Here is a 17928-nt window from a genome sequence, read left to right on the forward strand (position 1 = left end):
CCAGGCTATCAGGAGACCGAGATGCATTCGTCTGAAGAACGTTTGGAAAACATCCGCATGATCCGCGACAGCGCGGTGGCGTTCGCCCCGGCCAGCGAGCTGGCCCGAGTGCGCGGCCTGCGCTACCAGGTGCCGGGGTTCGACGGCGCGGTATGGCGCGAGATGGCCGACAACGGCTGGCTAGGCTTGTCGTTGCCCGAAGCTCAGGGCGGCATTGGCTTGGGCATGGCCGAGTACTGCGCCTTGCTGGAGGTGTTCGGCGCCGCCTTGCTGCCCGAGCCCTTCGTACCGGCGGTGCTGGCGGCGCGCTTGCTTGATGGTGAACAACTGGCTGCACAACTGAGCGGTGAGCGCCTGCTGCTGCCAGCCTTGCAAGAGCAGTTCGACAACCTCGAAGCCGCTGAAGGCGGCACCCGACTGCACAACGGCAAGGTCAGGGGGCGCAAGCTGTGCATCCCCATGGCCGCTAGCGCCGACGGCTTTTTGGTCAGCACCCCCGATGGCCTGGCCCTGGTGGACGCCAAGGCCCCGGGCGTGAAGTTGGAAATCGTCACCACTCAGGACGGCGGCCACTTCGGCCACCTGCAGCTGGATAGCGCCCCGGCCGAAACCTTGCCACTGCAGGCCCAGGCCCTGGCCGACGCCCTTGACGAAGCCGCCTTGGGCACCGCCGCCTACCTGCTGGGCGCCGCCGAACAGGCCTTCGCCCTGACCCTGGAGTACCTGCGCACCCGCAAGCAGTTCGGCCAGACCATCGGCAATTTCCAGGCCCTGCAGCACCGCGCCGTGGACTTGAAGCTGCAACTGGCCTTGTGGCGCGCCAGCCTGGACGCGGCGGCGGCTACCTGTGACGCAGGCGCCCCAGCCACCCAGCGCCGCGCGGCCGTTTCCCGGGCCAAGGCCCGCGCCGCCGATGCCGCCTTGCTGGTGACCCGCCAGGCCGTGCAGTTGCACGGCGCCATTGGCTACACCGACGAGTGCGACGTGGGCCTGTACCTGCGCAAAGCCATGACCCTGGCCAACCTGTACGGCTCATCCGACCAGCACCGTCGTCGTTACGACGCCTGCATGCCACGCCTGGCCAGCGCCTGAGGACCCGACCATGAGCGACACACCACAACTGCCCGATTTCAACGCCCTGAGCGACGATGCCTTCCGCCAAGCCGTACGCGAATTCCTGCATGCGCACTTTCCCGAAGCGCTGCGCGACTTACCCAAACGCCTGCATTGGGAAGAGGTCAAGGATTGGTACATGACCCTCTCCGAGCACGGCTGGCTTTGCCCGGGCTGGCCCCGTGAGTTCGGTGGCATGGGCCTTTCGGCGGCCAAGCAGCTGATCTATACCGAGGAATTCGAGAACCACGGCGTGGCCCGTACCCCGGACCACGGCATCATGTTGCTCGGCCCGCTGCTAATCCGCTACGGCTCACCCGAGCAACAGCAGTACTTCCTGCCGCGCATCCTTTCCGGCGAGCACATCTGGTGCCAGGGCTACAGCGAGCCCAACGCTGGCTCCGACCTGGCCAGCCTGCGCACAGAAGCGGTGCTCGACGATGACGAATGGGTGGTCAACGGCCAGAAAATCTGGACCACCCTGGCCACCGACGCCGACTGGATCTTCCTGCTGGTGCGCACCGACAAGACGGCGAAGAAGCAGGAGGGCATCAGTTTCCTGCTGGTGCCGATGGACAGCCCCGGCGTGACCGTGCGGCCGATCCTCAACCTGGACCTGCACGACGAGCTCTGCGAGGTGTTCTTCGACGATGTGCGCGTGCCCAAGGCCAACCTGGTTGGCGAAATGAATGCTGGCTGGACCATGGCTAAGGCGCTGCTGGGCTTCGAGCGCATCTTCCTCGGCTCGCCCAAGCAGTCGGCCAATGCCCTGACCCGCCTGGAAGTGCTCGGCGAGCACTTGGGCCTTCACGACGAGCCGGGTTTCCGCGACCGCCTGACCCGCCTGCGCCTGGACCTGGACGACCACAAGCTGCTGTTCGAGACCTTCGCCGAGCGCCTGCGCCGGGGCGAGAACTTGGGCGCCGACGTGTCGCTGCTCAAGGTGCACCAGACCGAGCTATTCCAGCGCATCACCGACTACATGCTGGAGATCGCCGGGGAATACGCCGCCTATCTGGAGCCGATCGAGGGCAACGGCAACCTGAACCCCACCGGCCTGTTCCTCCAGGCGCGCCCCGCGACCATCTACGGCGGCAGCTCGGAGATCCAGCGCAACATCCTGGCCAAAGCGATGCTCGGCCTGTAACCGATCGACGGAGAGAACGACATGCTCGACAACAAAGTAGTGGTGGTCACCGGTGCCGGTGGCGGCATCGGCCGGGCCATCGCCGTGGAAATGGCACGTGCCGGCGCCTCGGTGGTGATCAATGACGTGGGCGTGTCCCTGGGCGGCGAGGGCGGCTCGTCCACCCCGGCCCAGGAGACGTTGAAACTGATCGAAGGCCTCGGTGGTCGCGCGGTGATCAACACCGACAGCGTGGCCGACTGGAATGGCGCGCAGAACATCATCACCTGCGCCATGGACAGCTTTGGCCGTATCGATGGCGTTGTGAACAACGCCGGCATCATCCGCGACGTGATCTTCCACAAGATGAGTGTCGAGGATTGGCAGTCAGTGATCCAGGTGCACCTGAACGGCAGCTTCTTCGTCAGCCGTGCCGCCGCCGAGCGTTTTCGCGCACAGAGCAGCGGGGCCTTCGTGCACATGGTCAGCACTTCGGCGCTGATCGGCAACGTCGGCCAGGCCAACTACTCGGCGGCCAAGCTGGGGATGGTGGCACTGAGCAAATCCATCGCGCTGGACATGCAGCGCTTCAACGTGCGCTCCAACTGCCTGGCGCCATTCGCCTGGAGCCGCATGACCAGCGCGATACCGGATGTGACGGCGGAAGAAAAGGCCCGGGTCGAGCGCTTGAAGCAGATGACGCCGGAAAAGAATGCTCCGCTGGCGGTGTACCTGCTGTCGGACCAGGCCAAGGACGTGAACGGCCAGGTGTTCACCGTGCGCCGCAACGAGATCTTCCTGATGGGCCAGAACCGCCCGGTGCGCTCGGTGCAGCAAGGCGAAGGCTGGACTGCCCAGGCCATCGCAGAGCATGGCATGCCAGCGCTCACCGGCTCTTTCACCTCGCTGCAGGTCAGCGCGGACGTCTTTTGCTGGGACCCGGTTTAACGCGTTCATGAGGTTGAGTTTTATGACTGCCACACACACCCAACAGCACTACCAAGACATCCGTGAGGGCGTCCGTGCCCTGTGCGCGGAGTTCCCCGCCGAATACTGGCGCAAGATCGACGAGCAAAAAGGTTTCCCGGAAGCCTTCGTCACGGCCATGACGGAGGCGGGCTGGCTGTCGGCGATGATCCCGGAAGAATATGGCGGCTCGGGCTTGGGACTCGCTGAGGCATCGGTGATTTTGGAGGAGGTCAATCACTGCGGTGGTAACTCCGGCACCATCCATGGGCAGATGTACAACATGTTCACCCTGCTGCGTAACGGCAGTGAAGAGCAGAAGCGCCATTACCTGCCAAAGCTGGCCAGCGGCGAACTGCGTTTGCAGTCGATGGGCGTGACTGAGCCGACCACCGGCACCGACACCACCAAGATCAAGACCACCGCAGTGCGCCAAGGCGACAAGTACATCATCAATGGGCAGAAGGTGTGGATCTCCCGGGTGCAGCACTCGGATTTGATGATTCTGCTGGCTCGCACCACGCCGTTGGCGGAGGTGAAGAAGAAGGTCGATGGCATGTCGATCTTCCTGGTCGACCTGCGCGAGGCCATTGGCAATGGCTTGACGGTCCAGCCGATCGCCAACCTGGTGAACCACGAGACCAACGAGCTGTTTTTCGACAACCTGGAAATTCCGGCCAGCAGCTTGATCGGCGAAGAGGGCAAGGGCTTCCGCTACATTCTCGATGGACTCAATGCGGAGCGCACGCTGATCGCCGCCGAATGCATCGGCGATGGTCGCTGGTTCGTCGAAAAGGCCAGTGCGTATGCCCGCGATCGTGTCGTCTTTGGCCGCCCGATTGGGCAGAACCAAGGTGTGCAATTCCCCATCGCCGAAGCCCATATCGAGATCGAGGCCGCCGACCTAATGCGTTGGCGCGCGTGTGAAGAGTACGACAGTGGCCGCAATGCCGGTGCGGCGGCCAACATGGCCAAGTACCTGGCAGCCAAGGCCAGTTGGGAGGCAGCCAACGCTTGCCTGCAGACCCATGGTGGCTTCGGCTTTGCGAACGAGTATGACGTAGAACGCAAGTTCCGTGAGACACGCCTGTATCAAGTTGCGCCTATCTCTACAAACCTGATTCTCAGCTATGTCGCCGAGCACCTGCTCGAGATGCCGCGCTCTTTCTGAGGACAAGGTGATGAGTGAACTCGATCTTGGACAATTGCAGGGATGGGTAGGGCGACAGGAGCGTTGTTCGGCGGTCATCAGTCCTCAAATGCTTGAGGCCTATCGTGCCACCTTGGGTCCGCATCTTTGGGACGCCGATGGGTATGCACCGCCAGGCTTGCATTGGTGCCTTGCACCCAGTCCAGCAGCGGCGAGCATGGCAGAGCTGGGAGAGGACGGGCATCCGCGGCGAGGAGGGTTTCTGCCGCCAGTATTATTGCCGCGTCGCATGTGGGCGGGTGGCGAGGTGCAAACGCTTGAACCGTTGCCCATTGGCAAGCTGATTCGTCGACTATCGACAATAAGAGACATCCGTTTCAAAGAGGGCCGTAGCGGCAAGCTGTGCTTCGTGACCGTTGACCACGAACTTTCCTGTAAAGGCAGGGTAGCGATCCGAGAACGGCAGGACATCGTTTACCGCGCCCCAGCGGCTCCGGGCCCCGCACCCAAAGGCGGCGTCACGCAGGTAGGAGAATGGGAGCATTGGATAGAGACGCCTCCCACGCTGCTTATGCGGTATTCGGCGTTGACCTTCAATGCCCATCGCATCCATTACGACCTGCCCTACGCCACCGAAGTGGAAGGTTATCAAGGCTTGGTCGTACAGGGGCCATTGCAGGCCAGCCTGCTCTTCAACCTGGCGGCACGCCATGCGGGCAAGGTGCCGTCGCACTTTGATTATCGCGGTCTGGTACCGCTTATCGCCGGCCCGGTGTTTCGCGCCGCAGTATCCCGTAGCTCGCTGGGCGAGGGGTTACGTGCGTGGACGCAAGACGCAGATGGTAATGTGAACATGGAGGCAACTGCGACATGTTGAAAGAATATCGCCCGCCGTTGGCGCCCCTGTTCGTGCCCGGTGATCGCCCTGAGCGTTTCGCTAAAGCGGCCTACAGCGGGGCTGATGCTGTAATCCTTGACCTGGAGGACGCCGTAGCGCCTAACGCCCGGTCATTGGCCAGGGAGTCGGTAGCCAACCACGGGATCGATAATGTCCCTGTCATTATCAGAGTGAATGCCAGTTCAAGCGCGCATTTCCAGGAAGACCTCTCGGCACTGCGCGATGTCAGTTTCGATGCGTTGATGCTGGCAAAAGCCGAAACGGCCGCAGACATTCGCCTTGTGCATGCCTTGCTAGGCCGCCAAGTGCCGATCATCGCCTTGATCGAAACCGCTGCGGCTTTCGAGGATCTGGCCTGGTTGTTGAGAGAGCCCGGCGTTGTCCAGGCAGCGTTCGGCTCTTTGGATTTGGCCCTGGACTTGGGCTGTCATCCCAGCCGTGAAGCGTTGAGCTACTTCCGCAGTGCCCTGCTGCTGAAGTCTTGCCTGGCAGGCCTGCCATCCCCGCTGGAGGGGGTCACGACAGTATTCGATGAGCCGAATGTGGTTCTGCAGGATGCTCAGGTGGCTGCCGAAATGGGCTTTGGCGGCAAGCTGGCGATCCATCCCCGCCAAGTAGCCCCAATCATCGAAGCGTTCCTGCCAGACGCGCAGTCCGTCAATTGGGCGTGCCGCGTTCTGGAGGCCATCCGCGATGGTGGCGCTGTTCAAGTTGACGGCGCAATGGTCGATCGCCCCCTGATCGAGCGAGCACGTCGCATTCTTTCCCGTTCCAGCTCTGTTGGAGATGTTCAAGCATGAAAGTCCTCGTAGCAGTCAAGCGCGTGGTCGATTTCAACGTGAAGGTCCGCGTCAAGGCGGACCAGTCCGGCGTTGAACTGACCAGTGTGAAAATGGCCCTCAACCCGTTCTGCGAGATCGCAGTGGAAGAAGCCGTCCGGCTCAAGGAGCAAGGCATCGCCAGTGAAGTGGTAGTGGTGAGCGTCGCTTCGAACGCTGCTCAGGAGCAGTTGCGCACGGCCTTGGCCCTGGGCGCCGACCGCGCCATCCTGGTGGAGGCGAGTGACGATCTGAGCTCGTTGGCCATCGCCAAGGCGCTCAAGGCCGTGGTCGACAAAGAGCAGCCTCGGCTGGTGATCCTTGGCAAGCAAGCCATCGACAGCGACAACAACCAGACCGGCCAGATGCTGGCTGCGCTGACCGGCTATGCCCAGGGCACTTTCGCTTCCAAGGTGGAACTGGCAGGTGACACGTTGAACGTCACCCGTGAAATCGATGGTGGCCTGCAGACCCTGGAGTTGACCCTTCCAGCGATCGTGACCACTGACCTGCGCCTGAACGAGCCGCGCTATGCGTCGCTGCCAAACATCATGAAGGCCAAGAAAAAACCACTGGAGACCCTGACGCCTGAGGCGCTGGGCGTCACCATCACCTTGACGGTCAAGACCCTGAAAGTCGAAGCGCCAGCGGTACGCAGTGGCGGCATCAAGGTGAAAACCGTGGCCGAGCTGGTCGAAAAACTCAAGAACGAAGCGAAGGTGATCTGATGGCCGTCCTGGTAATCGCTGAACACAGCAATGGCGCCCTGGCCGCCGTCACACTGAATACCGTGGCCGCTGCCCGGAAAATCGATGACAACATCGCCGTTCTGGTGGCCGGCCACCAGGTCGATGCGGTCGCGCAGGCGGCAGCCAAGGTCGAGGGCGTCAGCAAGGTGCTGGTCGCTGACAACGAAGCCTATGCCAACCTGCTGGCCGAGCATGTAGCGTCCATGGTGGCGGCGCTGGGCAAGGGCTTCAGCCATGTGCTGGCCCCGGCCACCACCAATGGCAAGAACTATCTGCCACGCGCGGCGGCGCTGATGGATGTGGACCAGATCTCCGAAATCATAGAGGTGGTCAGCCCGGACACCTTCAAGCGCCCGATCTACGCTGGTAATGCCATTGCCACCGTGCAGTCCTCGGCCCCGGTCAAGGTGATCAGTGTGCGTGCCACGGGCTTTGACCCGGTAGCGGCCGAAGGCGGGAGCGCGAGCATCGAGACAGTCGAGGTGAGCCTCCAAAAGGGGTTGTCCCGCTTCGTGGGCGAGCAACTGGCCAAGTCGGACCGCCCCGAACTGACCGGAGCCAAGATCGTCGTTTCCGGTGGTCGGGGCATGCAGAGCGGGGACAATTTCAGCCTGCTGTACACCCTTGCGGACAAGCTCGGCGCCGCTGTCGGTGCCTCGCGCGCCGCAGTCGACGCGGGGTATGCCCCCAACGACATGCAAGTCGGCCAGACCGGCAAGATCGTCGCGCCGCAGCTGTACATCGCCGTCGGTATCTCCGGCGCGATCCAGCACCTGGCGGGCATGAAGGACTCCAAGGTGATCGTGGCGATCAACAAAGACGAAGAAGCGCCGATCTTCCAGGTCGCCGATTACGGCCTGGTGGGCGACCTGTTCGAGTTGGTCCCGCAACTGCAAGACGCGCTCTGAGGAGAGGCAACGATGAGAAGAGCAGCGATCGTGGCACCGCGCCGAACCGCGGTTGGGACATTTGGCGGCAGCCTGCGCGGCGTGCCAGTGGAGCGCCTGGGCGCGGAGGTGGTCAAAGCCATCCTGGCGCAAACCAGGCTGGACCCTGAGCGTATCGATGATGTGGTGTTCGCCCAGTCCTATGCCAACTCCGAAACTCCCTGCGTGGGCCGCTGGATTGCCCTGGAGGCGGGGCTGCCGGTGAGCGTGCCGGGCATGCAGCTGGACCGCCGTTGTGGCGGTGGCCTGCAGGCCCTGGTCAGCGCCGCGATGATGGTGCAGACCGGCGCCGCCGACGTGGTACTCGCCGGTGGCGTAGAGAGCATGAGCAACATCGAGTACTACAGCACTGACATGCGCTGGGGCTCCAAGGCCGGCTCCGTGACGCTGCACGACCGCCTGGATCGGGGCCGCGAGCGTTCGCAGCCGGAGCACCGCTTCGGCCGTATCTCGGGAATGATCGAGACTGCCGAGAACCTGGCTCGCGAATACGGCATCAGCCGTGAGGCGTCCGACGCTTTTGCCGCACGCAGCCAGCAACGCGCTGCCGCCGCCTGGGAGGCCGGGCGTTTCGATGACGAGATCGTACCGGTCAGCGTGCCGCAGAAGCGCGGCGAGCCGCTGTGGGTGACCCGCGATGAGGGCGTGCGTGGTGACACCACGCTCGAAAAACTGGCCGGCCTGCGCACGCTGAGCAAGGGCGGTACGGTCACCGCCGGCAACGCCTCCCAGCAGAACGACGCCGCGGCAGCCTGCCTGGTGGTGGCCGAGGATAAGCTGGAGGAGTTGGGCCTGGAGCCGATCGGCTACCTGCACAGTTGGGCGGCGGCCGGTTGCGAGCCAGCGACCATGGGCATCGGACCGGTACCGGCGGTGAACAAGCTGTTCGCCCGTACCGGGCTTGGCTTCGAGCAGATGGACCTGGTGGAGGTCAACGAGGCCTTTGCCTGCCAGGTGCTGGCGGTGCTCAAGGGTTGGGGTTGGAACGACCCGGACCGGCTCAATGTGAATGGTTCGGGCATCTCCCTGGGGCATCCGGTGGGTGCTACGGGCATGCGCATCATGACCTCGGTGCTGCATGAGCTGCAGCGTCGCCAGGGGCGCTATGCCCTGGAGACCATGTGCATCGGCGGTGGCCAGGGCTTGGCCGCCATCTTCGAACGTGTGGGGCGATAGGCAGCGAGCTTGTCGAGACTCACGAAGAACGGTTTGCCACGCGGATGGGACGGCCTTCTGGTCGGTACCTATCGAACAACAAAAACAATTACCTGAAATGTTGGGCCCGGTCCTCCTTGTCGTTGCGGACATGGGAGTCCGTGCCTGGCTGGAGGCAAGCGCAATGAGGCAAGCAACGGTTTCAACACGAAGCGGGCTGCTCGTGGTCATCCTGTGTTTCCTGACGATCGTGGCTGACGGCTACGACCTGATCATTTATGGGGCGACTGTCCCGAGCTTGATGGAAGAACCTGGCTGGAATATGACACCGGCAATGGCCGGGATGATTGGGGGCTGGACGCTGGCCGGTCTGATGGTGGGCTTCCTGTTGACCGGGTGGCTGACCGACCGGCTCGGTCGTCGCAACCTGCTCATGATTGGTGTCCTCTGGTTTTCGGTGGGCTCGGCCTTGTGCGCCACCGCGCAGTCGCCGCATATGCTCGGCGTCTTCCGCTTTTTGTGTGGTATCGGCCTTGGCGGCGTGGTGCCGTGCGCCGTGGCCTTGACGATCGAGTATGCCCCACGGCACCGGCGCCAGTTGTACAACGGTATTATGCTGACCGGTTACGCGGTGGGAGGCATCGTTTCCGCACTGGCCGCAATCGCCCTGTTGCCGGAGCATAGTTGGCGCACGCTATACGCCTTGGGAGGGTTGTATATCGTGGTTCTGCCGGTGATGTACTTTTTGCTGCCTGAGTCGGTGAATTTTCTAGTTGGCCGAGGTCGTCTCGAAGAGGCTAAAGCGCTGGCACACCGTTACGGGATGGATTTCGAACAGGTTCTCCAGGAGCAGGCCTTCCAGCACAAGGTGCAACCCGTCGCAGAGGGGAAAATTGGCTACAGGTTGCTGTTCTCCAGTGGCTTCCGAGGTGTGGCTGTACTGTTCATCTGCGGGATGTTCTGCACCCAACTGATCATTTATGGGCTCAATACCTGGTTGCCGCATCTGATGCGGCAAGCGGGCTATGCGCTGGGGTCGTCGTTGCAGTTTCTGTTGGTGCTACAACTGGGCGCGGTCGTCGGCAACCTGGCCGGTGCTGCGTTCGCCGATCGCATCGGCTCGAAGAAAGTGCTGGTGCCGTACTACCTGATTGGCGCCTTGTCGCTATTGGCGTTGAGCCAGAAGCTCGATGCGTTCTGGCTGATGTGCGCGGTGTTTGGCGCAGGTCTTGGTACCATCGGCTCGACCACTTTGCTGTATGGGTTCCTGGGAGCTTATTTCCCGACCTCATGTCGCGGCGCGGCAGTAGGCGCTGTATTGGGCATCGGGCGGGCGGGTGCGATCCTGGGGCCGATGATCGGTGGCTGGATCGTAGGCGCCAACCTTGATCATCAATGGAATTTCTATGCCTTTGCGTTGCCAGCAGTGATTGCGGCGGCAGTCGTGTCCTTTATTCCTAACCCGGTTTCCAGGTTCGATACGGCAGAAGCAGTGGGCAAGAATTGCCAGGAAGTCTGATGCCTGCAACGCCCCAATGCCCCGATGATTTGTAGTTCTTCGCGAAATCGGAAATGGCTGACAGCGCCGCCCGGGCGGCGCTCGATCGCCAGTGCAAGGGGGGCACTCAAGACCCGGCTTGGGGGCCAAACCATTGCTCATCAATGGCCTGCAACATCTGTTCGGGCGTGAGTTGCTGCGTCATGCGCCCGCGCAGCACACGCTTATGCTCGAATGACCGAGCACCACGCTCCATCACCTTTGCCTTGAGCTTGACGATGTAGTCATCGCCGATGTGGCTGTTGAAGGTGTTGAAGAGCACCACGCGTTGGCCGTCGAAGCGGTTGTGCTCGACAAACGCCCAGATCGGCGGTGCGGGGCTATAGAGCCACACGGGCGAGCCAAGCCAGACCGTATCGAACGGTTTCAGGTCGATGGTGCGCGGGGTGATGTCCGGCAGTACCTCAGGCTTCGATCTGCGTGTGTTCGCGTCCATGACGGCGTGCGCCAAGCCACCCATACCTAACCGGTAGTCGGGCGCATCCAGGGGAACCAGTGTCGCATTGAGTCGTTGGGTTACATGGCGCGCGACCAATGCAGTGTTCCCCGAGCGCGAGAAATACACCACTGCCGTTCGTGAGGTGGGCGAGATGTCCGCGGTGACCGATGCGTTGGGGTACTTGCGTTCGAACTGCCGAGCCTGGCGGCTTTCGATCCAGGTCACAGCATACAGGTAGGCGAACATCGACAGCAGCGCGAGCGCCAGCGCGGTAAGAATCCAGTGCAGTAGGGACATGGGCTATCTCATGCAGTGACCATTGGTGAATAGAGCCACCGATGACCCGATTTTCTGGCCCGGACTATTGTCCGAGCCGAAACAGTCGAGTGGTCGATCGCGTCGAGCAGAACGGCTCGCTTAGACGAAGGCAGGCTTGTCGCCATCGGTGTTGGGCTTGTTCACCCCCACGTTGGCACGCACCAGCAGGCTGGGGCTCATCACCAACTCGCTCACCAGTGCGGCCACGCTCTTGCGCGACACTTCGGTGCCCTTGAAGGGCTCATCGCGGCTGGTGACCTCGTAATCCACCTCGTCCTCGTCCTGGAGCCAGGCGGCGCGCAGGATGGTGTAGTCAGTCTCCGAGGCCTCGATCAGGTCCGCGGACGCACGGTACGGCGGCAGGTACTGTCCAATTTCATTGCGGTTCCATTCGCCAAACTTGCCTGGCACTTCGTCGTAAATGCCCAGCGAGTTCACGAAGATCAGACGCTTGACGCCCTTGGCCTTCATCACCGCCAAGATGTGCGCGGTCTGCTGGTCCACATCGCCCGCCAGGTTGGCATAAACCACATCCTGCCCCTCCATGAGCTGGGGCAGCAGCTTCTTGTCCATCACATCGCCGATGGCGATACGGGCATTGGCGGGTTCGGTGCTGGTCAGCTTCTTGGGATCGCGCACAAGCAGCGTCTGCTCGACATCCTGACGCTCGCCAAGCATCTGCACGGCATATCGCGCGATCTGGCCGCTGGCGCCCAGAATCAATACTTTGGTCATTTCAGTAACTCCTTCATTCATTGGCTGAATGCTTTGGTGACCATCTTGCCTCTCTCGCTCAGAGGTTCTGCTGATAGAACGGGATCACCTTGGCCAGTGCCTGGCCGACAGGGGCCGGCTGGTCGTACAACTCGTAGTGCGAAGTACCCTCGACGACGACCAGTTCCTTGACCTTCGAAGCGGCGCGCGCGTAGATCTCCAGGCCATCGCGATAGGCGCCGAAGCCGCCCGGCTTGTCGCCGACCACCACCATCATCGGCGTTGTCAGCAGCGTTTCGGCCAGATGGAAGGCATCCCAGCCGGCGGAGGCAGCGCGGCGCGAGAACAGCCCGCGCGTGCCGGCGTTGTCGTTGACGCAGCGGTTGCGGTAGTAGTCCGTGGCACCGAGAACATCGATGTCCGTGATCCCCGCCTGGGCGACCGCATCCATGGAGGGCGGAACGAACAGGTCAACCTTGAGCGCCTCGCTCCGGGCTTCGGCGGTGCGTTGCTGGGCCACAGCTTCCATCTGGCCAATCGGGTCGAAACCGCTGAAGCCTTCGCGGCACAGGCGGCCGTAGTTGACACCGGTGATGCTGACCAGGGCCTTGATGCGCCGCTCGATCATGGTTGCATTGATGGCATAGCCACCGCCGCCGCAGATGCCCAGCACACCGATGCGGTCGGCATCCACGTAGGGCAAGGTGACCAGGTAGTCCATGACCCGGCTGAAGTCTTCCACGGCCATGGCCGGGTCTTCAATGTAGCGGGGCTCACCACCGCTCTGGCCTTGCGTGCTGCGGTCGAAGGCGATGACGACAAACCCGGCTTCTGCCAGTGCCTTGCCATAGACATTTCCAGCGGTCTGCTCCTTGCAGCTACCGATGGGGTGGGCGCTGATGATCGCTGGGTGCTTCTTCTTCTCGTCGAAGTTTGGCGGGAAATGCAGGTCTGCTGCGATGTCCCAGTAGGTGGTCTTGATCTTGACGCTTTGCATGATGGGCTCCTGGTGGCCGTTGATAGGCCGCTGAGTGAAAATTGCCGGGTCGCATTCCTCAAAAGGACGTGCGGCCAAGCAGCGATGGAGCCACTTTAGGCTGGATCATTGATTCGTCATAGCCATCAATCTGTACTACAGTTGTATTTTAAAATTGACAATGAGCAACGCATGGATCCGTCATTACTGCCTTCCCTGGCCTGGTTTGCGCACGTCGCCCATCACCGCAGCTTCACCAAGGCGGCGGCGGAAATGGGCGTCTCACGGGCCAATCTGTCGCAGAACGTGAAGGCGCTGGAACGGCGCCTGAACGTCAAGCTGCTGTACCGCACGACGCGGGACATGTCGCTGACCGAGGAAGGCCAGCGGCTTTATGACGTGTGGTATCCGGCGCTGATTGCGGTGGAACGCACGGTGCGCACCATGCATGACGCACGCGATGAGCCTTCGGGCCTGGTGCGGGTGAATACTTCCCGCGTGGCGGCTAAAACCCTGCTGGAGCCGCATCTGGAGGAATTCTGCTCCCGCTACCCCAAACTCCAACTGGAGCTGGTCGCCGATGATGCGCTGGCCAACATCGTGGCCGACGGCTGCGATGCGGGCATCCGCGTGGGCGAGAGTCTGGCCGAGCACATGGTGGCCGTGCCGATCACGTCGGCGCTGGAGATGGCGGTGGTGGGCACGCCCGCCTATTTCGAGCGCCATGGGCAACCGGCCACCCCCGCCGATCTGGCGCAGCACAACTGCCTGCGGTTTCGGATGCCGGGTGGTGCGATCCTGCCATGGGAGTTCACTGCACCGGGAGAAGACGGGCATGCCTTCACAGTAGAGCCGCAGGGCAGCGTCATCACGAACGACGATGACGGCATGATCCGCGCCGCATTGCAGAACGTGGGCCTTATCCAGCACATCGACATTGCCGTGCAGCGACATTTGGACTCGGGTGCGCTGGTACGTGTGCTGCAGCCCTGGTGCAAGCCCTTCGCGGGTTTCTACATCTATGCGCCGACCCGCGCGCAGATGCCCGCCAAGGTGCGTGCCTTGATTGACTTCCTGGTCGAGAAGCGCGAGGGCATGGCAGCCCTGCGACAGCCGTCTTCCAAGACGAAACGGGTGCGCTGAGCGGCATTCTCACGCTTCATTGTCAATCTGGACTGAATACTGTTGTGTAGATTGGAAATCTTGGCTCGCGGCCGCTTTGGCCTCAGATTGAAGGTCTTGTGACTTTCTTTTGGGGCGCCTGCGTTGCGCCAAGGTTTCTAAATGACTTCTGAACACACCACCCTGTTCCAACCTTTCGCTCTCCATAGCGGCTTGACGCTGCGCAACCGTGTCGTCATGGCGCCTATGACCACGTGGTCTGCCAACCCCGACGGCACCGTCTCGGATGCGGAGGTGGACTATTACCGCCGCCGCGCCCAGGGCGTGGGCATGGTCATCACGGGGTGTACGCATGTGACGGAGAATGGCATCGGTTTCACCGACGAGTTCGCCGCCTACGACGACCGCTTCATTCCCAGCTTGCAGCGGCTGGCTGAGGCCGCCAAGAGTGGCGGCGCTGCGGCGGTCCTGCAAATCTTCCATGCGGGCAACAAGGCGGTGGTGGAGGCGGTACCAGGAGGTGAACTGGTGAGTGCCAGTGCCGTCAATGCACTGGCCGGCCCCTTCAACCGGGGCGATGTGGCACCCCGGGCTTTATCACGTGACGAGATTTTTGAGATGGTGCATGCCTTCGGCGAAGCTACCCGCCGGGCCATCGAAGCGGGGTTCGATGGGGTAGAGCTGCATGGTGCGCACGGTTTCTTGCTGCAGAACTTCTTCTCGCCACGCTACAACCAGCGCGATGACGAATGGGGTGGCTCACCGGAAAACCGCATGCGCTTCGCGCTGGCTGTGGTGCGGGAGGCGAAGCGGGTGATTGCCGCCCATGCCAAGGGGCCGTTTGTATTGGGCTACCGCATCTCACCCGAGGAACGCGAGGATGGCGGCTATCGAGTGCCGGACATCTGCGCGCTGGTGGATGGGCTGATTGCCGAAGGCATCGACTATTTACACGTCTCGCTCAATGACGTTCTGGGTGCGCGCCCGCTGGGAGCGGACTCCCGCCTCACCGTGGAACAGGTCGTTGCTCACGTCGACAAGCGCGTGCCAATACTTGCGGCAGGCATGCTGCGCACCCCCAAACAGGCCCAGGCCGCGCTTGACCTGGGGCTGTCGCTGGCAGGTATAGGCAAGGGGCTGGTAATGAACGCTGACTGGGTAGGATTGGCACAGTCGGGCTGCGGTGCGCAAATCCGTCAGGAACTGGATCTGGAAAAGCGCGCGGTGTTATCCATCCCCGCGGGTCTGTTGCGAGCTGTGGAGGCGGCGCCAGGGTGGATTCCTGTGAGCAAGAAGGTTGAAACAGTTGCTTGATCGGCGTTGTCGTTCGCGCCAGGGGTATGGCGTCCTGAGGCAGGAACGATGACGTTCCGTTCTTAAGTCAGTTGAATTGGCAGCCTCTCGGGGGTAAACCCGCTCCTGCAGTGAAGGTGTATGTCGTGGGTAACACCTGGTCTGTAGGAGCGGGTTTACCCGCGAAGGGCCGCATGCCGGCCCAGGTAAGTTCGTCCTAGAGCACGGCCCCTGCCGCGCGTAGGCACTGTTGCTCCTGCGCCGAGAAGCCCCAGTCGGCCAGCACCGTATCTGCATCCTGGCCAGGATGTGGTGGGGGGTTCTGGATAGCGCCCGGTGTACGGCTAAAGCGCGGCGCCGGCGCCGGCTGGAGCACACCATCAACTTCCACGAAGCTGCCGCGTTGCTGCACGTGGGTGTGCTGCGGTGCCTCGGCCAGCGACAGCACCGGCACGATGCAGGACTGGGTACCCGCGGCCAGCGCCGTCCATTCCTCACGCGTACGGGTCTTGAACACCTCAGCGAAGCGCTGCTTCATCAGCGGCCAGCCGGCCTGATCGTGCTGCGCTGGTAGATCCCGTTCCTCCAGGCCCAGCACGCCCAGGGCTTCGCGGTAGAAGCGCCCTTCGTTGGCGGCGATGCTGACGTGCTTGCCGTCCTGGGTTTCATAGACGTTGTACCAGGGGGCGCCGGAGTCGAGCCGGTTGGTGCCGCGCTCATCCTTCCAGTACCCCGCGGCATGGAAACCATAGACCAGGGTCATCAACGAGGCGGCGCCATCAACCATGGCCGCATCCACCACCTGGCCCTGGCCTGAGGCGCGCGCCTCGAGCAGAGCACTGAGGATGCCCAATGCAAGGTAAAGCGAGCCACCACCGAAGTCGCCCACCAGGTTCAGCGGAATCGCCGGCGCCTCGCCAGCGCGCCCCATGGCGTGCAGGGCACCGGTCAGCGCGATGTAGTTGACGTCATGGCCCGGCGCCTGGGCCAGCGGGCCGTCCTGGCCCCAGCCGGTCATGCGGCCGTAGACCAGGTGGGGGTTGGCACTCAGGCAGACCTCGGGCCCCAGCCCCAGGCGCTCCATCACACCAGGGCGGAAGCCTTCCACCAGCACGTCGGCCTGTTCCACCAGGCGCAGCACCGCGGCCACTGCCTCGGGCTGTTTGAGGTTCATCTGCACGCTGCGCCGGCTACGATTGAGCAGGTCGAAACGTGCATCGACAGGGGCGCCGCCATCATGGCCTGCAGGCCGGTCGATGCGCACGACCTCAGCGCCCAGGTCGGCCAGCAGCATGCAGCAGAACGGGGCCGGGCCGATGCCACCTATTTCGACGATCTTGACACCCTTCAATGGGCCTTGAGCTTGCTTGTTCATGAATCCATCCAATGAGGAGTGAAGGTGCACGGGTGCCCGCATTGATCAGGCACCTTGCAGCAACTGGTGGAGGCGTGCGTTGTCCTGGCCGATTTCGGGGGCCGAGGCCAGGGCGGGTGGACGCTGGCGGTCGAACGAAAGGGGCATGCCCACCAGCTCGATCTCGTCTTCGCCCGTTCTGCCCAGGATACCCAAGGCACGGGTTTGCTCATGGGTGTAGAGTTCTTCGGTGGTTTGCACCGAGGCGCAAGGCAGGCCGAGGGCATCGAAGTGTTTCTGCCAGTGATCGCGCCTGTGCTGTTTCATGCGCTCGCCGATCAGCCCGTCGATCGCCTTGCGGTTGGCGATGCGCCCGGCATTGGTGGCGAACCTGGGGTCGGTGGCCCATTCGGGATGACCCAGGGCATCGCACAGGCGGGCAAACAGTGTGTCGTTGGCCGCACTGATGATGGCGTGGCCGTCTGCCGCCTCGTAGGCACGGTGCGGCACGATGAAGGCCACGCCCGAACCATGTCGACCACCGGGGTTGCCGTCGGCGGCGTAGTTGGCGATACCAATGGACATCCAGGCGATCGCGGTTTCCAGCAGCGAACTGTTGACGGTCGCGCCGATTTGCTTGCGCTCACGACGCACAAGGGCGGCGGCGATACCGATTACGGCCCACATGCCGGTGCCGAAATCGCAGATGGAGACACCGGCGCGCACAGGCGCCTGGCCGTCCTCGCCGGTGAGCGTCATGATGCCGGAAAACGCCTGCATCAACGGGTCGTAGCCGGGCAGCTTGCTCAAGGGGCCCAGATGCCCATAGGCACCAACTTCGCACACCACCAGGTCAGGCTTGCGCTGGCGCAGGCTGTCAGGGTCCAGGTGGTACCGCTCGGCACTGCCCGGGCGCAGGTTGTGCAGGAAGACATCGGCATGGCCCTCGATGAGGTCATGCAGAGTGGCCAGTTGCACCGGGTCCTTGATGTCCAGGCAGATGGAGCGCTTGCCGCGGTTGATGGCGTGGAACGCGGCGCCGCTGCCTTTCCATTGGCTGGGGCCCCAACTGCGGGAGGAGTCGCCGGCCGGACGCTCCACCTTCCAGACCTGTGCACCCAGGCCGGCAAGGACGTGGCCGGCAAATGGCGCAGAAGCGCTGTCACCCAGTTCGACCACGGTGATGCCGGCCAGGGGCAGGTCTGCTCGGGGATCCTTTTGCATTGGGGGCT

General features: G+C 62.8%; 17 protein-coding genes. 12 read left to right on the forward strand and 5 right to left on the reverse strand.

Annotated elements, in window-relative coordinates; all coding sequences use genetic code 11:
* Positions 1-21: 21 nt before the first annotated feature.
* The 10 genes from AC5O5I_RS13140 to AC5O5I_RS13185 all read left to right on the forward strand — a co-directional run bounded on the left by AC5O5I_RS13140 (position 22) and on the right by AC5O5I_RS13185 (position 10441).
* Complete coding sequence (locus AC5O5I_RS13140; RefSeq protein ID WP_494512700.1) at positions 22-1092, forward strand: acyl-CoA dehydrogenase family protein; 1071 nt, start codon at positions 22-24, stop codon at positions 1090-1092.
* Between the two features lie 28 nt (positions 1093-1120).
* Positions 1121-2260 (forward strand): acyl-CoA dehydrogenase family protein, encoded by a 1140-nt coding sequence (locus AC5O5I_RS13145; RefSeq protein ID WP_209969810.1) that lies wholly within the window; start codon positions 1121-1123, stop codon positions 2258-2260.
* 21 nt (positions 2261-2281) lie between these two features.
* Complete coding sequence (locus tag AC5O5I_RS13150; RefSeq protein WP_494512701.1) at positions 2282-3187, forward strand: SDR family NAD(P)-dependent oxidoreductase; 906 nt, start codon at positions 2282-2284, stop codon at positions 3185-3187.
* Between the two features lie 22 nt (positions 3188-3209).
* Positions 3210-4376 carry an acyl-CoA dehydrogenase family protein gene (locus AC5O5I_RS13155; RefSeq protein ID WP_209965861.1) on the forward strand — a complete coding sequence of 389 codons (1167 nt, stop codon included), beginning with the start codon at positions 3210-3212 and terminating at the stop codon, positions 4374-4376.
* A 10-nt stretch (positions 4377-4386) separates the two neighbouring features.
* Positions 4387-5232 carry an HTD2 family dehydratase gene (locus tag AC5O5I_RS13160; protein WP_209965863.1) on the forward strand — a complete coding sequence of 282 codons (846 nt, stop codon included), beginning with the start codon at positions 4387-4389 and terminating at the stop codon, positions 5230-5232.
* Positions 5226-6053 (forward strand): HpcH/HpaI aldolase/citrate lyase family protein, encoded by an 828-nt coding sequence (locus AC5O5I_RS13165; protein WP_209965865.1) that lies wholly within the window; start codon positions 5226-5228, stop codon positions 6051-6053. The genes AC5O5I_RS13160 and AC5O5I_RS13165 overlap by 7 nt, the downstream gene beginning before the upstream one ends.
* Entirely contained in the window at positions 6050-6799 is a 750-nt protein-coding gene (locus AC5O5I_RS13170) for an electron transfer flavoprotein subunit beta/FixA family protein (protein WP_209965868.1), read from the forward strand. Before AC5O5I_RS13165 ends, AC5O5I_RS13170 begins: the two co-directional genes overlap by 4 nt.
* Positions 6799-7728 carry an electron transfer flavoprotein subunit alpha/FixB family protein gene (locus AC5O5I_RS13175; RefSeq protein WP_209965871.1) on the forward strand — a complete coding sequence of 310 codons (930 nt, stop codon included), beginning with the start codon at positions 6799-6801 and terminating at the stop codon, positions 7726-7728. The genes AC5O5I_RS13170 and AC5O5I_RS13175 overlap by 1 nt, the downstream gene beginning before the upstream one ends.
* 12 nt (positions 7729-7740) lie before the next feature.
* A complete protein-coding gene (locus AC5O5I_RS13180) occupies positions 7741-8943 on the forward strand; it encodes an acetyl-CoA C-acetyltransferase (protein ID WP_209965872.1) in 1203 nt (400 codons plus the stop codon).
* A gap of 163 nt (positions 8944-9106) precedes the next feature.
* Positions 9107-10441 carry an MFS transporter gene (locus AC5O5I_RS13185; RefSeq protein WP_209965874.1) on the forward strand — a complete coding sequence of 445 codons (1335 nt, stop codon included), beginning with the start codon at positions 9107-9109 and terminating at the stop codon, positions 10439-10441.
* 106 nt (positions 10442-10547) lie between these two features.
* Here the strand turns inward: AC5O5I_RS13185 and AC5O5I_RS13190 are convergent, their stop codons facing one another.
* The 3 genes from AC5O5I_RS13190 to AC5O5I_RS13200 form a co-directional block, all read right to left on the reverse strand.
* A complete protein-coding gene (locus AC5O5I_RS13190; protein WP_209965877.1) occupies positions 10548-11216 on the reverse strand; it encodes a flavodoxin family protein in 669 nt (222 codons plus the stop codon).
* A gap of 120 nt (positions 11217-11336) precedes the next feature.
* The gene (locus tag AC5O5I_RS13195; RefSeq protein WP_209965879.1) at positions 11337-11972 is read right to left on the reverse strand and encodes an SDR family oxidoreductase; all 636 of its coding nucleotides are present in this window, start codon (positions 11970-11972) and stop codon (positions 11337-11339) included.
* A gap of 58 nt (positions 11973-12030) precedes the next feature.
* Positions 12031-12948: an alpha/beta hydrolase gene (locus AC5O5I_RS13200; protein WP_209965880.1), complete on the reverse strand. Its 918-nt coding sequence runs from the start codon at positions 12946-12948 to the stop codon at positions 12031-12033.
* Positions 12949-13119: 171 nt separating this feature from the next.
* Here AC5O5I_RS13200 and AC5O5I_RS13205 point away from each other — a divergent pair, with 171 nt between their 5' ends.
* Positions 13120-14070, forward strand: coding sequence for a LysR family transcriptional regulator (locus AC5O5I_RS13205; RefSeq protein ID WP_209965883.1), 951 nt, complete (start codon positions 13120-13122; stop codon positions 14068-14070).
* Positions 14071-14211: 141 nt separating this feature from the next.
* Positions 14212-15363, forward strand: coding sequence for an NADH-dependent flavin oxidoreductase (locus AC5O5I_RS13210; RefSeq protein WP_209965886.1), 1152 nt, complete (start codon positions 14212-14214; stop codon positions 15361-15363).
* Between the two features lie 196 nt (positions 15364-15559).
* On the opposite strand, the gene AC5O5I_RS13215 is transcribed toward AC5O5I_RS13210, so the two are convergent.
* Both AC5O5I_RS13215 and AC5O5I_RS13220 read right to left on the reverse strand, forming a co-directional pair.
* Positions 15560-16717: a CaiB/BaiF CoA transferase family protein gene (locus AC5O5I_RS13215; protein WP_209965888.1), complete on the reverse strand. Its 1158-nt coding sequence runs from the start codon at positions 16715-16717 to the stop codon at positions 15560-15562.
* Between the two features lie 45 nt (positions 16718-16762).
* Positions 16763-17920 (reverse strand): CaiB/BaiF CoA transferase family protein, encoded by a 1158-nt coding sequence (locus tag AC5O5I_RS13220; protein ID WP_209965890.1) that lies wholly within the window; start codon positions 17918-17920, stop codon positions 16763-16765.
* Positions 17921-17928 lie beyond the last annotated feature (8 nt).

Source organism: Pseudomonas sp. 9_2_1 (genome assembly GCF_059295275.1).

Coding starts and splice junctions, on each gene's coding strand:
- AC5O5I_RS13200 (WP_209965880.1), bottom strand. CDS start 12,948: ATGCAAAGCGTCAAGATCAAGACCACCTACTGGGACATCGCAGCAGAC.
- AC5O5I_RS13160 (WP_209965863.1), top strand. CDS start 4,387: ATGAGTGAACTCGATCTTGGACAATTGCAGGGATGGGTAGGGCGACAG.
- AC5O5I_RS13220 (WP_209965890.1), bottom strand. CDS start 17,920: ATGCAAAAGGATCCCCGAGCAGACCTGCCCCTGGCCGGCATCACCGTG.
- AC5O5I_RS13155 (WP_209965861.1), top strand. CDS start 3,210: ATGACTGCCACACACACCCAACAGCACTACCAAGACATCCGTGAGGGC.
- AC5O5I_RS13215 (WP_209965888.1), bottom strand. CDS start 16,717: ATGAACAAGCAAGCTCAAGGCCCATTGAAGGGTGTCAAGATCGTCGAA.
- AC5O5I_RS13190 (WP_209965877.1), bottom strand. CDS start 11,216: ATGTCCCTACTGCACTGGATTCTTACCGCGCTGGCGCTCGCGCTGCTG.
- AC5O5I_RS13180 (WP_209965872.1), top strand. CDS start 7,741: ATGAGAAGAGCAGCGATCGTGGCACCGCGCCGAACCGCGGTTGGGACA.
- AC5O5I_RS13150 (WP_494512701.1), top strand. CDS start 2,282: ATGCTCGACAACAAAGTAGTGGTGGTCACCGGTGCCGGTGGCGGCATC.
- AC5O5I_RS13170 (WP_209965868.1), top strand. CDS start 6,050: ATGAAAGTCCTCGTAGCAGTCAAGCGCGTGGTCGATTTCAACGTGAAG.
- AC5O5I_RS13165 (WP_209965865.1), top strand. CDS start 5,226: ATGTTGAAAGAATATCGCCCGCCGTTGGCGCCCCTGTTCGTGCCCGGT.
- AC5O5I_RS13175 (WP_209965871.1), top strand. CDS start 6,799: ATGGCCGTCCTGGTAATCGCTGAACACAGCAATGGCGCCCTGGCCGCC.
- AC5O5I_RS13205 (WP_209965883.1), top strand. CDS start 13,120: ATGGATCCGTCATTACTGCCTTCCCTGGCCTGGTTTGCGCACGTCGCC.
- AC5O5I_RS13185 (WP_209965874.1), top strand. CDS start 9,107: ATGAGGCAAGCAACGGTTTCAACACGAAGCGGGCTGCTCGTGGTCATC.
- AC5O5I_RS13210 (WP_209965886.1), top strand. CDS start 14,212: ATGACTTCTGAACACACCACCCTGTTCCAACCTTTCGCTCTCCATAGC.
- AC5O5I_RS13140 (WP_494512700.1), top strand. CDS start 22: ATGCATTCGTCTGAAGAACGTTTGGAAAACATCCGCATGATCCGCGAC.
- AC5O5I_RS13195 (WP_209965879.1), bottom strand. CDS start 11,972: ATGACCAAAGTATTGATTCTGGGCGCCAGCGGCCAGATCGCGCGATAT.